Annotated in this window: 15 protein-coding genes; 7 read left to right on the plus strand and 8 right to left on the minus strand. The window is 61.8% G+C overall.

Translation table 11 applies throughout. The features are described 5' to 3' along the window. Positions 1-52: 52 nt before the first annotated feature. Positions 53-1,888, minus strand: coding sequence for an acyl-CoA dehydrogenase (locus tag G4D79_RS06475; RefSeq protein WP_099697239.1), 1,836 nt, complete (start codon positions 1,886-1,888; stop codon positions 53-55). A gap of 397 nt (positions 1,889-2,285) precedes the next feature. Beyond that, the gene (locus tag G4D79_RS06480) at positions 2,286-3,308 is read right to left on the minus strand and encodes a zinc-dependent alcohol dehydrogenase family protein (RefSeq protein ID WP_083058640.1); all 1,023 of its coding nucleotides are present in this window, start codon (positions 3,306-3,308) and stop codon (positions 2,286-2,288) included. Between the two features lie 134 nt (positions 3,309-3,442). Between G4D79_RS06480 and G4D79_RS06485 the strand changes: the two genes are divergently transcribed. Then, positions 3,443-4,339, plus strand: coding sequence for a helix-turn-helix transcriptional regulator (locus G4D79_RS06485; protein WP_030537174.1), 897 nt, complete (start codon positions 3,443-3,445; stop codon positions 4,337-4,339). 27 nt (positions 4,340-4,366) lie between these two features. On the opposite strand, the gene G4D79_RS06490 is transcribed toward G4D79_RS06485, so the two are convergent. Beyond that, positions 4,367-5,575, minus strand: coding sequence for an MFS transporter (locus tag G4D79_RS06490; protein ID WP_116057661.1), 1,209 nt, complete (start codon positions 5,573-5,575; stop codon positions 4,367-4,369). 178 nt (positions 5,576-5,753) lie between these two features. On the opposite strand from G4D79_RS06490, the gene G4D79_RS06495 reads away from it, so the two are divergent. After that, complete coding sequence (locus G4D79_RS06495; RefSeq protein WP_099697238.1) at positions 5,754-6,839, plus strand: sorbosone dehydrogenase family protein; 1,086 nt, start codon at positions 5,754-5,756, stop codon at positions 6,837-6,839. A gap of 109 nt (positions 6,840-6,948) precedes the next feature. Further along, entirely contained in the window at positions 6,949-7,353 is a 405-nt protein-coding gene (locus tag G4D79_RS06500; protein ID WP_099697237.1) for a DUF4259 domain-containing protein, read from the plus strand. 25 nt (positions 7,354-7,378) lie between these two features. Here the strand turns inward: G4D79_RS06500 and G4D79_RS06505 are convergent, their stop codons facing one another. Continuing rightward, complete coding sequence (locus G4D79_RS06505) at positions 7,379-8,062, minus strand: SDR family oxidoreductase (RefSeq protein ID WP_099697236.1); 684 nt, start codon at positions 8,060-8,062, stop codon at positions 7,379-7,381. A 77-nt stretch (positions 8,063-8,139) separates the two neighbouring features. Here G4D79_RS06505 and G4D79_RS06510 point away from each other — a divergent pair, with 77 nt between their 5' ends. Continuing rightward, the gene (locus G4D79_RS06510; protein WP_214514227.1) at positions 8,140-8,748 is read left to right on the plus strand and encodes a TetR/AcrR family transcriptional regulator; all 609 of its coding nucleotides are present in this window, start codon (positions 8,140-8,142) and stop codon (positions 8,746-8,748) included. A 94-nt stretch (positions 8,749-8,842) separates the two neighbouring features. On the opposite strand, the gene G4D79_RS06515 is transcribed toward G4D79_RS06510, so the two are convergent. Then, on the minus strand, positions 8,843-9,808 hold the full coding sequence (locus tag G4D79_RS06515; RefSeq protein ID WP_054188329.1) for a hypothetical protein: 966 nt from the start codon (positions 9,806-9,808) through the stop codon (positions 8,843-8,845). A gap of 283 nt (positions 9,809-10,091) precedes the next feature. Between G4D79_RS06515 and G4D79_RS06520 the strand changes: the two genes are divergently transcribed. Next, a complete protein-coding gene (locus G4D79_RS06520; RefSeq protein WP_050654950.1) occupies positions 10,092-10,988 on the plus strand; it encodes an SDR family oxidoreductase in 897 nt (298 codons plus the stop codon). Between the two features lie 39 nt (positions 10,989-11,027). On the opposite strand, the gene G4D79_RS06525 is transcribed toward G4D79_RS06520, so the two are convergent. After that, complete coding sequence (locus tag G4D79_RS06525; RefSeq protein WP_030537447.1) at positions 11,028-11,654, minus strand: FMN-binding negative transcriptional regulator; 627 nt, start codon at positions 11,652-11,654, stop codon at positions 11,028-11,030. A gap of 79 nt (positions 11,655-11,733) precedes the next feature. On the opposite strand from G4D79_RS06525, the gene G4D79_RS06530 reads away from it, so the two are divergent. Together G4D79_RS06530 and G4D79_RS06535 are read left to right on the plus strand one after the other, a co-directional pair. Beyond that, positions 11,734-13,068 (plus strand): aminotransferase class I/II-fold pyridoxal phosphate-dependent enzyme, encoded by a 1,335-nt coding sequence (locus tag G4D79_RS06530; RefSeq protein ID WP_235867767.1) that lies wholly within the window; start codon positions 11,734-11,736, stop codon positions 13,066-13,068. 108 nt (positions 13,069-13,176) lie between these two features. Beyond that, on the plus strand, positions 13,177-13,881 hold the full coding sequence (locus G4D79_RS06535) for an SDR family oxidoreductase (protein ID WP_042448150.1): 705 nt from the start codon (positions 13,177-13,179) through the stop codon (positions 13,879-13,881). Positions 13,882-13,931: 50 nt separating this feature from the next. Here G4D79_RS06535 and G4D79_RS06540 read toward each other — a convergent pair whose 3' ends face one another. After that, positions 13,932-14,300: a hypothetical protein gene (locus G4D79_RS06540; protein ID WP_042448254.1), complete on the minus strand. Its 369-nt coding sequence runs from the start codon at positions 14,298-14,300 to the stop codon at positions 13,932-13,934. 25 nt (positions 14,301-14,325) lie between these two features. After that, positions 14,326-15,696, minus strand: a complete 1,371-nt coding sequence (locus G4D79_RS06545) for an APC family permease (protein WP_235867766.1) — start codon at positions 15,694-15,696, stop codon at positions 14,326-14,328. Positions 15,697-15,719 lie beyond the last annotated feature (23 nt).

Here is a 15,719-nt window from a genome sequence, read left to right on the forward strand (position 1 = left end):
ACGCAGCAAGCATTCCGAGTTGCGCACTACCCATACCGCGCATGGCACGTTGTCAGAATGCGTCTTCCTCGAGTTCCATGATCTCGTTGTCGAGGGAACCCAGGATTTCTTTGGTCGACGCCAGGACGGGCAGGATGTTCTTGGCGAAGTACGACGCGATCACCACCTTGCCCCGATAGAACGACCGGTCCTTTGCCGACGCGTCACGGTCCAAGGCTGCCAACGCGACTTCCGCTTGCACCAACAGGCGCCATCCGATGAGCAGGTCGCCTACCGCGTACAGAAAGCGCACCGAGCCGAGGCCTATCTTGTACAACTCGGAGGGTTGGTCCTGGGAAGCCATCAGATACCCGGTGAGCGTCCCGGCCATCTCCTGCACGTCGGTCAAGGCGGTCTCGAGTAGGACTCGCTCGGCCTTGAGTCGACCGTTCCCGGCCTCACTGTCGATGAACTCTCGTATGCGACCGGCTACGTGAGCGAGCGCAACGCCGCGGTCGCGTGCGATCTTTCGAAAGAAGAAGTCCTGCGCCTGGATTGCCGTGGTGCCCTCGTACAGGGTGTCGATCTTGGCATCGCGGATGTACTGCTCTATGGGGTAGTCCTGAAGATAACCGGAGCCGCCCAGGGTCTGCAGGCTCTCGGTGAGCAGTTCGTAGGCCTTCTCGGAGCCGACGCCCTTGACGATCGGCAGCAGCAGATCGTTGACCCGCGCCGCCAATTCGGCATCCGCACCCGAAACCAACTCGGCGACATCGGCATTCTGGTGTGCAGCGGTGTAGAGGTAGACCGCTCGGAGGCCTTCGGCGTAGGCCTTCTGCATCGCCAGGCTGCGTCGGACGTCAGGGTGATGCGTAATGGCCACACGGGGTGCGGTCTTGTTTGTCAGCTCGGTAAGGTCTGCACCTTGAATTCGTTCTTTCGCATACTCGAGGGCGTTGAGATAGCCGGTGGACAGTGTTCCGGTAGCCTTGGTGCCCACCATCATTCGAGCGTTCTCGATGACCTGGAACATCTGGGCGATACCGTTGTGGACATCACCCACGAGCCAGCCGACGGCAGGAACGTCCGTCGCTCCGAAGGTGAGCTCGCAAGTCGGGGAAGACTTGAGACCCATCTTGTGCTCGACGCCGGTGACGTACACACCGTTGCGCTCTCCCAGTTCAAGTGTGTCCGAGTTGAAATGGGACTTCGGAACGTAGAACAGGCTCAAACCTTTGGTTCCTGGACCGGCTCCCTCGGGCCGGGCAAGCACCAAGTGGAAGAGGTTCTCGGCCGTGTCTCCGACGTCACCGCCGGAGATGAATCGCTTGACGCCCTCGATGTGCCACGTGCCGTCGTCCTGCGCGATTGCCTTTGTTCGGCCTGCGCCTACATCGGATCCGGCGTCTGGTTCGGTGAGCACCATCGTTCCGGCCCATCCGCGCTCGAATCCTTCTTTGGCCCAGTGTTTTTGCTGTTCGTTTCCGATGGTGTAGAGCACGCTCGCCATCAGTGGACCCATGTTGAAAAAGCTTGCGGATCCGTTTGCCGCGACCAACATTTCGCCGATCGCCCAGACCAACGGTGCAGGAGCAGGAACACCACCCATGCCTTCTGGTAGGCCGAGTCGCGACCAACCGGCCTCGTTCACCGCCTCGACCGTCTTGCGCAGAGGTTCCGGGACCACAACTGCGTGATTGGGTGCGTCGAATTCGACAGGGTTCCGATCCGCGTCGGCGAAGGACGCGGCGACCGGGCCTTCTGCCAGTCTCGCTACTTCCGCAAGAATGTTGCGCACAGTGTCGGTGTCGAGGTCCCCGTAAGCGCCGGCATCCAACAGTTCGCCGGTCCCGAGCACCTCGAACAGATTGAACTCGATATCACGCACGTTGCTTTTGTAGTGACCCATTGTTCTCCGACCTTGGTTCGTCAGCAATACGGTTCGTCAGCAGATACGGCTCGTCAGCAGTACACAAGAAAGCCTGCCCCACAAGGAATTCAGTACGCAACCGTAGGTAGAGACGAGTTTCGTTGCTGCAAAGTAGCGCCGAGTCGCTCTCATTGAAACATTCACTCGTACAATCGGTTTCCGCCGGTGGGGGTGCATATCAGTCGCGTAGCATCCTCTGGGATCAAAGCGACTGCGCGCCAATAGAAGTACCCATCCTCACCTTCGGCGTCATACGCATTCGCTGTGATCAGTGAACATGCTGCTCGGTAAACCAAGAGCGCCTCTCGTTGGTAGCCGAGACGTTTCTCGATCGGCGTGTAGAGCCCAGTTCTGTCTCGTGAGCCTTTGGTATCGGTCAGAGGGTGAGTAGCACTTTGGTGGCGCGCCGCTCGTCCATCGCCCGGTAGCCTGCGGCGGCGTCCTCCAACGGGAGAGTGAGGTCGAAGACGATGCCTGGGTCGATCTGGTCGGTCATGATGAGCTCGATCAGTTCGGGTAGGAATCGCCTGACCGGCGCGGGACCGCCGAGCAGGCTCACCGTCGCGAAGAACAGGTTCATGCCGTCGAGTTCGACGCCGTGGGATACCCCGACGTAGCCGACATGTCCGCCGGGGCGGGTAGCTCCGATAGCCTGCATCATCGATTCTTGGGTACCTACGGCTTCGACGGTCGAGTGGGCGCCGTAGCCGCCGGTGAGTTCCTTGATCTTCGCGATGCCCGCGTCGCCCCGCTCTTCGACGATGTCGGTGGCGCCGAATTGTGTGGCGAGTGCCTGCCGGTCGGCGTGACGTGACATGGCAATGATCCGCTCGGCGCCGAGTTGTCTGGCAGCGAGGATCGCCAAAAGTCCGACTGCGCCGTCGCCGACGACGGCGACCGTTTTGCCAGGTCCGGCTTCCGCAGCTACGGCGGCGAACCAACCGGTGCCGAGTACGTCGGAGGCTGCAAGGAGGCTGCGGGCCTGCCGCTCGGTCGGCTCTCCGTGGACAGGGACGAGGGTGCCGTCCGCGAGCGGGATGCGAGCGTATTCGGATTGGGTGCCGACCGAGCCCATCATGACCTGGTGTATACAGCGAGACTGAAAGCCGGCCTCGCAGATTTCGCAGGTGTTGTCCGACGCGACGAACGAGCCCACGACGAAGTCCCCAACTTCGATGTCGTTGACGTCGGGGCCGACCTGTTCGACGACGCCCACGTATTCGTGTCCCATCGGCGTCGGGCCATTCAGCTCTTCGATGCCGCGATACGGCCAGAGGTCGGAACCGCAGACGCAGGTGGCTGTAACGCGAATGATCGCGTCGGTCGGTTCGACGATCACCGGCGCATCGATCTCTTCGACCCGGACATCGCCGGGGGCATGCATGACGACAGCGCGCATGACGTGGCTCCTCACCATCGGTTTCTTCGTGTCACTTCAACCTGATCACGATTCGGCGGCGTGCGGGAGTCCCGCGCGATAGTGGTACTGCGAGGGACTCCCTCGCTACCGGTCACTGACTTACGCTCGATGGCATGGACGATCGAGCGCAAGTACGCGAATTCCTGACCTCGCGGCGCGCCCGAGTCACGCCCGAACAAGTTGGACTTCCGGCCGGATCGAACCGCCGCGTGGACGGTCTACGTCGAAGTGAAGTGGCAACCCTCGCCGGCGTGAGCGTCGAGTACTACACGAGGCTCGAGCGCGGAGCGATCAGCGGCGCATCGCCGGGTGTACTCGACAGTATCGCGAAGGCCTTACGACTCGACGACGCCGAGCGCGCCCACCTTTTTGATCTCGCGCACGCGGCAAGCCCGGTAGCCAGGCCCCCGCGTCGGCGAAATGCGAAGGGCTGGAAGCCCCATCAGAGCCTGCAGTGGGCGCTTGATGCAGTCACCGCGGGACCCGCTTTCGTGCGGAACGGTCGCATGGATCTTCTTGCTGTCAACCCACTCGCGCGTGCGTTCTACAAGGACCTGTACGACATGCCGGGGCAGCCCCCGAACATCGCGCGCTTCACGTTCCTCGACGAAAGGGCTTTCGAGTTTTATCCGGACTGGAACGAGTTTGCCGAGGTGACCGTCTCGATTCTGCGAACCGAGGCCGGGCGAGATCCTCACAACAAGGAATTGCACGATCTGATCGGTGAACTCAGCACTCGGAGTGAGGAATTCCGGCGTCGGTGGGGCGCGCACGACGTCCGCCATCACGGCACCGGATTCAAGACATTTCACCACTCCGCCGTGGGGGAGCTGACGCTTGCCTTCGAAGGTTTGGAGATGGCCGCCGAGCCGGGGTTGACGCTCACGATCTACACCGCAGAGCCGGGATCGCCGTCCGCGGAACGGATGCAGTTACTCGCCTCGTTGGCAGCCAGTGAGAATGCGGACTCTTCGCCTCACGTGTCGGAGCGGTCGCTGACGGACGGCTGACGAACTGCGCGACGGTTGATCGGGTCGTCAGTTGACGACTTCGACGGCGGTGCGCTTCGTGCGTTCCTTGCGCAACAGGATCATCAGCGGCAGAAAGTAGAGAGCGGCAACGCCGGTGCCTACCAACACCGGCCCAGTGGCACCGAGACTCGAGGCGAACGCAAACCCGGCGATCCAGGAGCCGACCGCCGTGCCCAGATTGAACGACGAGGTGCTGAGAGCAGAAGCCATCGTCGGCGCCTGATCGGCATAACGCACAGCCATCCCGATCAGGATGGGATTGGTCGACATGCCGAATAGTCCCAGCATGACTACGAGAAACACCGTCACGATCACGTTGTGCGAGAAGAGGCAGAGCGCCCCGAGCACGAGAAACGTCATCGCTGCCGAGACGAACAAGACCCCGTACTGATGCTTCGCACCGAGTCGACCGCCGAGATTGGAGCCGACGAACGCACCGAGTCCGTAGCCGACAAGCACTAGCGGCACTGCCGACGCAGCAAGTCCCGTGTTCTCGGTCAACAGCGGAGAGATGAAGCTGTACGCCGCCAGCGACGACCCGCACACGACGGCGCAACCGGACAGAACGAGCCAGATGCGTCCGTCCCGTAGGCTCGCGATCTCCGCTCGCCAGGACGGCACCGCACCGGATTCGGTGTCGGCGGGTACCAATCGGTGGACGACGGCCGCGGCGACGAGTGCGAGGGCGGCGAGGGCCCAGAAAGGACCACGCCACCCGATGCTCTGACCGGCCAGAGCGCCGAGCGGAACACCGATGACGTTCGCGAGCATGCCTCCGCCCAAGACGATGCCGAGCGCGCGCGAGGAAGACGCCGGGCCTGCCGCTTTTGCTCCGACCACTGCAGCGACTGCCCAGAAGGCGCCCGTCGCCACGGCTGTGAGGAAGCGGGCGCCGAGAATGAGTCCGAAGTTGGACGAGAGCGCGACGATGACGTGTCCGATCGCGAAAACAATCAGGGCCGAGCTCAAGGTCACGCGTCGGGGAACCCTGAGTGTCAAGATCGCCATCGCCGGCGTGCCGACGATCATCCCGATCGCGAAGACGGTGATCATCAAGCCGACGTTCGCGATCGACGTCCCGAGGTCACCCGCAATCTCGGGAAGAATGCCGGCGACGACGAATTCGGTTGTGCCCATCAAGAAAACTCCGACGGCCAGCACATAGATCACGAGCGGCAGGCGGCCGGTTTCTTCGACGGTCGGGGCGGAAATCATGAGGTGGTCAGTTCTCTTTCTGTTGACGACGCGCATGTCGTGGCGCACCCGTCCAGGGCATCACGCCCGTCGCCTGCGAGGGAGTCCCGGTCGTTGGGGGTACTCGAAGGGACTCCCGGTGTGACCGATTGCGCGCTACCGTCGGCGCAAAGACTGCCTGAACCCGGGAGGCGCGCCCATGACACGACGACAGATCCGAGGGCTTGGCGCCGCAGTGGTCCTTTCGGCCTTCCTGACTGCCTGCGGTAGCGAGGATCCTGAAGGGCCCGGTCCGCAGGCAAGCACGACAACACGATCGGCGCCCGCCGCGGCCTTCGGCGAACCCGAGACCGTCGCCGACGGCTTGGACGCGCCCTGGTCGATCGCATTCCACGGCGATACACCACTTGTCAGTGAGCGCGACAGCGCGCGAATCCTCGAACTCGACGCCGGCGGAAACAGCCGCGAGGTGGGAGTCGTCGACGGCGTCAGCCCCAGGGGTGAGGGCGGTTTACTAGGGATCGCAGTACGTGAAAACCGCCTGTACGCGTACTTCACCGCGAACGGGGAGAACCGGATCGAACGCTTCGACATCATCGGTGCTCCGGGGGAATTCGCGCTCGGGCCGGCCGAGACGATTCTCGACGGGCTCGCTTCGGCCAGCTACCACAACGGTGGTCGCATCACGTTCGGCCCGGACGGGATGCTGTATGCCACTGTCGGTGATGCCGGTAGTCGAGACAGAGCTCAGGACCTCGACTCGATGTCCGGGAAAATCCTTCGAATGACTCCGGATGGCGATGTGCCGCTAGATAATCCATTTCCGAACTCGTTTGTCTACAGCTACGGCCACCGCAACTCCCAGGGCATTGCCTGGACCGAGGACGGCACGATGTACGCCAGCGAGTTCGGGCAGGACACCTGGGACGAACTCAACCGGATCGAAGCAGGCGGAAACTACGGGTGGCCCGAGGTCGAAGGGATTGTGGGTGAAGACGGATTCATCGACCCGCTCCAACAATGGTCACCTGACGACGCCAGCCCCAGCGGAATCGCCATCCACGACGGCACGATCTACATCGCCAATCTTCGTGGTGAGCGACTCCGCACGGTGCCCTTGACCGATCCCGCGACCGCCGACGAGCAGTTCGTCGACGAATACGGGCGCCTCCGTGACGTTGTAGTCGCACCGGACGGGTCGCTGTGGATACTGACGAACAACACCGACGGTCGTGGCGACCCCAACCCCGGTGATGACCGCATCCTTCGCGTGCCGTTGCGCTGATGTCGATTTCCGGCGAACGCAGTACTTCCAGCCCGAGGGTCCTGGCCGAAGCCTGTGATTCACTAATATCTTTACGACAGGTGCGCCGGGTACGGATCGGAGAGACAGCATGGGGACTTGGGGTTCAGGACCTTTCGACAACGACGTAGCGGGCGACCTGCTCAGCGCAGTACAGGCGGGTGACTACGACATCGACGATTACGCTAGCCACCCCGATGGCGGTTATCTCGATGCCGATGATGCTCAAACAGCAATCGCCGTCGCCGAGATTCTTGCGGTTGCGCACGGCGTTGCGCCGAAGCCTGTGCAGCTGGATGGAATTGACGCCGCCGGGTACGTCAGCACCTTGAGCCCGGAGCAGAAGAGTTGGGTCCTCTCCGCACTCGAGCGTGCAGTTTCCGACAGCGACACTTCGGAGTTGTACGAGTTGTGGGAAGAGAACGGTCCGGAAGACCTCGCAGCTTGGCGGGCACCGATCCTGAGCAGATTGGCCACCCTCAAAACGGTGGGGTAAGCGTCACTCGTCTGCAGTCCCTTGCTTACTCGGAGTTCGACGAGGACAGACTCCCCTTGACGTACCGGGTGGTGTCGTCAGCGAGGATCTCGGCGAGCCCGCTTTCGATACCGTCCAGTGCTTGCGCGGCGACGTCGGCAGGATCGATCTTCTGTTCGGCGGGTACGCCAGCGGCCATGTCGGTATCCATGTATGCGACATGCAGTGCCGATACGGAGATTCTGCGCGGCGCAAGTTCTTCTCGAACGGCGTCGGTCATCGCCCAGGCCGCTGCCTTCGACGACGCGTAAGACCCGAGCGCGGCTGGATGGAACCAGGACAGCACCGAAAGAACGTTGAGTATTGTTCCGCCGTCGTTGTTTTCGATGACGGGAGCAAACGCCCGGGTCACGGCGAGCGGGCCGTAGAAGTTGACGTCCATCTCTCGTCGAATGTCATCGATGTCGCCCCCGATCAAGGGCGCCGAGGTAGAGATACCTGCGTTGTTGACCAGCAAGGTCACATCCGATGCGATTTGCGCGGCGGCGGTTATCGATTCGGCGTCCGTCACGTCCAACCTCAGGGGGATGACGCCGGGTAGATCGACAGTTTCCGGATTGCGCGCAGCCGCGTACACCTTTGCGCCGCGCTCGACGAGTCCCGCAGCCAGATGGCGTCCGAGCCCGCGATTGGCTCCTGTGACGACCGCAACCGTCTTGTTCAGGTCCATGATTCTCCCAGAGTTGTGATTGCTCGTGAGGTTTAGATTATGAATCAAATCTAAGTGTCGGCTAGGATAGATGTCAAGTGAAATCCAAACTGGAAGGCGTTGTGATGGGCCGCGTATCGCAGCAACAAGCGGAAGAGAACCGTCGGCGCGTCGTGGAAACCGCAGCCCGACTGTTCCGAGAGAAGGGCACTCACCTCAGCGTCGCCGACCTGATGAAGGCGTCGGGGCTGACCCACGGTGGCTTCTACAAGCAGTTCGCGTCCAAGGACGCTCTCATCGACGAAGCGACCACCCACGCCTTCAAGGAACTGGCTCAGCTGCATTCTGTGGGACTCGAAGAGCATGCAGGGCAACGTGACTCCGCCCGAAAAGCTTTGATCGATACCTATCTCTCGGTGGCGCATCGCGACAACCCGGCAGACGGATGCCCCGCTGCTGCGCTCGCCGCCGACATGGCGCGCGAGCCTGCAGACAGCGAGGCCCGTCGGGTTTACACGGAGGGAGTGGGGGATTTTGCCGCAGCTCTTGCCGACGACGAAGCTGTCGGTCTCCTCCGGCTCTCCACCATGCTCGGTGCACTGGTTCTTTCGCGAGCTACCAAGGGTTCCCCGCTCTCCGAGGAAATTCTCGATTCCGCGCGCGTCGAACTGATCAGAGGGCTTCGAGAGCCGCTGTCATCTTCTTGACGGTCTCGGGTGCCCCTGGCCGCGAATCCCGCTTTCACGAGGTCCAGTGCTCGCGGTTCCGAGAGTCGGACTCTCGATATGTCGATTGAACGCTCTAGTTGATTCCGACGACTTCCTGGGCGATCGCTGCGAGTCTTGCCTGGGCAGCGGATACGACGCCGTGGCGGTTCTTGTGCGCTTCCTCGTACGCAACGATGTCCCGCACCTGTGCGGCGTCGGTCAGTTCCTTCACGGCGGAGACGGCTTGGGTGACGTTGAGTTCGTCGAAGTCTTCGATGGGAAGTTCAGTGGGGTCGAGTAGCCCACTCGACTTCCGTACCGAACGGAAGACGTCGGCGGCACCGTCAGCACCTTCTCGGCGAGTGACCTTTTCTGCAGTGGCAATCGCCGCATCCCTACTGGCCGAGAGTGTTTTCACAGTCACGTCACCGGCATATGCGCCCCAGCTGATCAGCTCACCCAGTACCGGCGGTGAGGTGCGAACAGCGTCGATGGCACGGTCGAGGCTGCGGGTGGACCAGGAGACCGGAACGTTGACCAGCCGTATCGCCGCGCCGGTGGCAGCTTGCATCGGTGTGCGGCGCAAAGCTGCCGGTCCACCGAGTGCCTCTTCGGCCAAGACAGTCGTGAGCCAGTCCACGGTCGCGGAGTGTGCAGTGATGAGGCGGTCGGCCAACGCCGCGACGGTCTGATCGCCGCCGGCAGTGGCCAGGGCCTTGAGGTAGCGGGAGCGGTCGAGGAGTTGGTGTTCGAGCGCAAGGTCTCCCAATACCGCTTCGTCGAAGGGCTGAGCCTGTTCGACCATCGCTTTCACTCCGGCTGTCGCGCGTCCGATGAACGGACCGACCAGTTCCGGCACGCCCCCCAGATCGCGAACAGTGGACTCTATGGAACTCGCCCTTTCACGGCCGTTCTCTGCGTTTTCCGTCAATTCGCGTCGAACAGCCTCGGTTCTGGCCTGTGCGACGCGCGTTTCGGCGACCTGGATCTCGGTGTGCGTCAGACCGAGGAGGATGCGTAACTGGGTGATCAAGGCGGACGTGGTTTCGGAGTTGCTCATATCGGGGTCGTCCCTTCGTCGGTGCGTGCTTTACGTGATGTTCAGCTTCTGCTCGACGAGTGCTCCGCGGGTCGCGGAGCCACCGCCGCTACGCGGGCTACCCCGACCTACCGCGTAGTAACCACAACGAACAAGTGGGGTCGACGCACCGAGATCGTCGGCGCCAGGACGAGTGAGATCCCGGCCACCCCGAGGTTTCGATTTCTATTCGGTGGGAAGGAGGCATGTGCAGTGCATCCATCCAGAAGCCCACGAGAAACTGCGTCACCCGAGGAGTATCGATATGCCGGACCAGTACGCAATGCAGGACCCGACCACGCGGTTCCCCGCTCCTGTGCGTGAGCGGCAGGCGGAGATCGCACACCCCGGTCTCACCGCAGACATGATTTCTCCTCCCGACCACGGTGAAAACACCTATCGAGGAAGCGGTCGACTCGAAGGAAGGCGTGCGATTGTCACCGGAGCAGATTCGGGCATCGGACGTGCGGTCGCGATTGCATTTGCCAGAGAAGGCGCGGACGTTGTCCTGAGTTATCTCGACGAGGAAGAACAGGACGCTCGGGAAACCGCTCGCTGGGTCGAGGAGGCAGGTCGCAAAGCCGTCTCGGTGCCGGGAGATCTCCGAAGCGAGGAACACTGTTCTGCTTTGGTCGAAACCGCGGTGCGTGAACTCGGCGGACTCGACATCTTGGTGAACAACGCCGCGTTTCAGATGGTGCAGATGGGCGGCATCACCGATATCACCACCGAACAATTCGACCGTGTGATGAAAACCAACCTCTACGCACTATTTTGGCTCTCCAAAGCAGCGATCGCGCAGATGGAGCCCGGATCGACGATCGTGAATACCTCGTCCATCCAAGGTGCGTCCCCGTCGCCCGAGCTGCTCGATTACGCCACGACAAAGGCGGGCATCATCGACTTCACCAAGGGGCTGGCCGCCGATGTCGCACGGAAGGGAATCAGGGTCAATGCCGTTGCACCTGGACCGATTTGGACGCCACTGATTCCGGCGACGATGCCCAAGGAGAAGTTCGAGACGTTCGGGGACGACGTTCCGCTCGGGCGGGCAGGTCAGCCGGCCGAGCTTGCTCCCGCCTATGTATTTCTCGCCTCTGGCGAATCCAGTTACACCACTGGGGAAGTCATCGGCGTGACGGGTGGAAAACCGCTCACCTGAATGTGCGACTAGACAAGGCGTACGACGACGGCGTAACGGTCAACCGTTGTCGAGGCCGGCGGCGACCATCGCTGCGGCGGTCTCTCGTTCGGAGAATGAGCCCTTCTCCAGACCCCGGATGACGCCGGAGCGATCAGCGGGGGAACGGTTTTGGTTCAACTTCGCTTTTCCGTAGACACGGGCCACGTGCAGTTCGATCCCCACAATCCCTCGCAGCTGCGCATCGACGAACTGCGGCGGCGCGTCGGTGACCTTCCATTCGTTCTCACGGCCGGATTCATGTCGAGCTGTCAGTGCGGTGACATGAGCACGCAGCCACTGCTCGTCGTCGTGCGCAACCAGTTGGCCGTAGACGTAGAGAACTTCGTAGTTCCACGTCGGGACGACCTTCCCGTGGACGCTCTTGCTCGGGTAGAACTCGGGGCTCACGTAGGCGTCGGCGCCGGGGAGGATCACCAGAGACTCCGATGTCCCGGTGTATCGCCAATGCGGATTCGTCCGGGCGAGATGCCCCTCCAACACGTTTCCTTCGGCGTTGTACAGCAGTGGCATCGACGTGACTTCGAGGGTCTCGGGGCCCGGTGTGACCAGGTGTCCGAATCCACCGGCGTGGAGAGAGTCGGCGACCGCGTCGTCGGAGAGGCGGAATTGTCCGGGCAGAATCATGTGTCTCCTCACAGATTTTTTGTCATGTGACAATGTGTCACAGCGTGGAGGTTTTGTCATGTGCTAATAGAGTGAGCCTGTGACCAGCACTGTGGCGGACCAGGTGAGGCTCTATGTCGTCCGCGGGACAGCGGGCGAGATTTCCGAGGGCATCCGCAATCTCATCAGTGCTGGGGTACTGGCTCCAGGGGATGCGTTGCCGCCCATACGGGCCTTGGCCGACGATCTCGAGGTTCACCGGAACACAGTTGCCGGAGCCTATCGCTTGCTCGTGGCGGCGGGAGTTGTGGAGACACAGGGCCGGCGCGGCAGCTTCGTGCGAGCCATACCGTTCCTGGAAGGAGAAGGCGGTATCGCTCTTCCTGGCAGCGTGGATCTCGCCAGCGGAAATCCTGATCCGGCATTGCTGCCTGATCTCAGAGCCTCGTTGGACCGGACCACTTACACGCCCCGGTTGTACGGCGCCGCAGCCACCGAGCCTCTACTCGATTCCTGGGCACGTTCCTCGATCGAGGACGAGGTTCCAAGGCCGTGCTCGATCACCATCACCAACGGTGCCGTTGACGCGGTCGAGCGACTGTTGACCGCTCATTTGACCCGAGGTGACGCCGTCGCGATCGAGGATCCGTGCTTCCTGGCGAGCATCGGAACGCTCAAAGCCAACAGCTTCCGAGCGGTACCGATGGACATCGACACTTCGGGTATTACCCCGCAAGGGCTGCTGCGTGCTCTCGAAAGTGGTGTGCGCGCGATTATTTGCACCCCTCGTGCGCACAACCCCACCGGGGTCAGCATGAGCGCCGACCGAGCGGCGATTCTCGGAAGCATCCTGGCCGAGTTCCCTCACGTTCTGGTAATCGAGGACGATCACTTCTCTGCCGTGTCCAGCGATCGGTACTGTCGGCTCGCTCCGATGAGCACGACGCGGTGGGCGCTTGTTCGTTCCGTGTCGAAATTTCTCGGGCCCGACCTGCGCGTGGCAGTGGTCGCCTCGGACCTCGACACCGGCATTCGGCTGAGCACTCATCTCCGGTCGGGCGCCAACTGGGTCAGTCACCTGCAGCAGCGCTTGAGTGCTGAACTGCTGAGTGATCCGACGGTGATCGACGGCCTCGCCAATGCTCGCGCTGTCTACGAGCGCCGCCGAACCCTTCTGAAATCTGCACTGTCAGAACATGATATCGAGGTTCCTGACACTTTCGACGGACTCAATGTCTGGGTTCCGCTGGATCGGGATTCCGAACCGATTGTCGAGCGACTCGCCGAGTCTGGCTGGCTCGTGCGGGACGGAAGTCAGTTCTCGGCGACGCCGGGTCAGTGCCACCGGGCACTTCGTGTGACCGCCTCCACCATCACCTCTGACCAAGCACGCGAGTTCGCCAGTGCCCTGGCTGAAATATTGGCGAGCCCGTAGTTGTCCAGCTGCACTACGGTGCGAATCTGAGTCTCTCGCTTCTCGACGAAACTACCGGCGACGGCTGGATCGATAGGATCGGTTCGAGCGACGACGAAGGGTGTAATTGTGGCGAGGGCGGTTGTTGTCGGTGCGAGCCGAGGTCTTGGTCGTGCTTTGATCGAGGGTCTGAGGAGCGATGGCGACGAAGTTCTCGGCATATCGCGTCGGCGTCCTGACGGGTTCGACGTCTCCGAGTGGATCGAAGCCGACCTGACCGATCCTGTTACGGCAGCGAATTCGATCGATCAGGAGCTTGTCGGTGGTGTAGATACCCTGATCTGCAACGTCGGAATTTGGGAAGGGGATGCCTTCACTTCCGATTATGCGTTCACAGATCAATCCGATGTCGAAATGCTCGAAATGATCAACGCCAACATCACGGCCACAATTCTCCTGCTCAAGCGCCTGATCCCGAGAATGATCGGCCGTCCTCGACCTCGGATCATCTTGACCGGGTCCACCTCGGGACTCCCGCGAAGCGGTAGGCCGGAGGTTGCGTTCGGTGCATCGAAGTTCGCGATCAACGGCATTGCCGACGCGTTGAGAGAGGGCTATCGGAAGGACAGACTCGCAGTGACTGTCCTTCATCTCGGATATCTCAATACAGAAGACGGACTCGACGTGCCCCGAGACGTCGCTGCCGCCAGGGGAGAGGGATCTCTGGTCCCGGTACATGACGTTGTGGATACGGTGCGCTCGATCTCGAGTTTGTCGTCTTCGACGTCAGTGCGGGAAGTAGTCCTCACTGCGATCGACGATCCGCGATTCTGATTTGCGGCTGTCGACTCAATCTGGTTGCTGAACAGACGTATTCAGAGAATCTAGACCCCGATCAAGAAGTAAGCTCCGGTCAGATACGTCAGGGTGAGGCCCGCCAAGGTCCACGCCATGTACGGCCGGATGTAGAGGCGCCGCAGGCGGTGCAATCGCAGGGAGGCTCGCAAGAACGCGCCCACGGTCCCGAGCAGCAACATCAGGCTCGGGACGAAGACCGCCAGTCGGCGATCCTTCTGTGAGCACAGCAAGGTGTCGGTACCGAAGCATTCGCCCCGCCGGGAGCCCAACCACACGATCGCGATAACCAAAACCGCGGTAGCCAGAACGACTGACACGCCGTACGTCAGGGTTCGCCTGTTGATCTTTCGCTCTCGACGCTGAATTACATCTGACGCGTCAGAACTGTCGGTCATCACACCGGCTCCTGTACATCGCACCTCACTTCGTGGATCGGCGGTGGGAGAGGGCGTACAGCACTACTCCGACGGCCAAGAGTAATGATGCGCGTAACCACGTCGCAGCGCTCTGCTGGGTGAGCAACGCAACGCACGTACCGAGAGCGAGGATCGGGAAGATGATCGGCGTTCGGAAGTGTTTGTGTTGCACTGCGTCACGGCGCAGAACCAGGACGGCGATGTTGGTGCTGATGAATACGAAAAGCAGCAGGAGTACCACCGTCTCCGCCAGGGCTGACAGCGATCCGGTGACGCAGAGAGCCATGGCGACGGCGGTGGTCGCGATAATCGCCACCCAGGGGGTCCGTCGCTGCGGCAGTACCCGAGCGAAGACGCTCGGGAGCAAGCCTTCCGATGCCATCCCGTAGGTCAGCCTGCTCGCCATGATCATTGTCAGCAGTGCGCCGTTGGCGACGGCGACCAACGCGATCAGACTGAACAGGCGAGGCGGAACACCGACATCGGCAGCTGACACAACTTCCAGCAGTGGCCCGGAGGATGCGGCAAGTTCGTCGGCGGGCAGGACCACCGAGACAGCCAGGCCGACAAGGACATAGGCGGCGCCGGCTGTCAGCAATGCTCCGAACAGTGCGCGTGGGTAGACCTTGCTCACGTTCTTCACTTCTTCGGCGACGTTCGCGGACGTTTCGAAGCCGACGAAAGAGTAGTACGCGAGGAGTGCCGCAGCCAGCACCGCGAGTGCAGGCGATCGGCTGTCGTCGAACTCCACGACTCGGCTCAGGGTTCCGTCGCCGCGCCCGAGAACTATGCAAGCGAGGACGACAACGAGGACGAGCCCGGTGACCTCCACGACTGTCATGACGACGTTGGCGCGCATCGACTCCTTGATGCCTCTGGCATTGAGAAGTCCCACCAGGAGCAGGAAGACGAGCGCCGCTGGAACGGTTGGGACGTCGATGAAGGCTTTGAGATAGTCGCCCGAGAATGCGAGGGCGAGTCCCGCCGCACTGGTTACGCCGGCCGCCAGCATCGAGAAGCCGACAAGGAACGAGATCAGTGGTTTCCGATACGCCCGTTGGGCGAAGACGGCTGCGCCGCCCGCTCGCGGATATTTGGTGACCAGTTCGGCATACGACGTTGCTGTCAGCAATGCCATGACGAGCGCTACGAGCAGTGGTACCCAGACGGCTCCACCAACTTCACCGGCGATGACGCCCACCAATGCGTAGATGCCGGCACCCAGAACGTCTCCGAGGATGAACACGAAAAGGAGTGGGCCGGTTATGGCCCGAGTGAGAACGTTCTTACCGCCGCCTTCATCTCCGCGTGCGGTTTCGTCCACGTTCTCAGCACCCGCGGCGCGTCGCATATGCAAGGTTCGTCCTGTCTTCATGGTGACGTGCCGCCACCTCAGGA

It is taken from the genome of Rhodococcus sp. WY5 (assembly GCF_018588185.1).
Taxonomy (GTDB): domain Bacteria; phylum Actinomycetota; class Actinomycetes; order Mycobacteriales; family Mycobacteriaceae; genus Rhodococcus_F; species Rhodococcus_F qingshengii.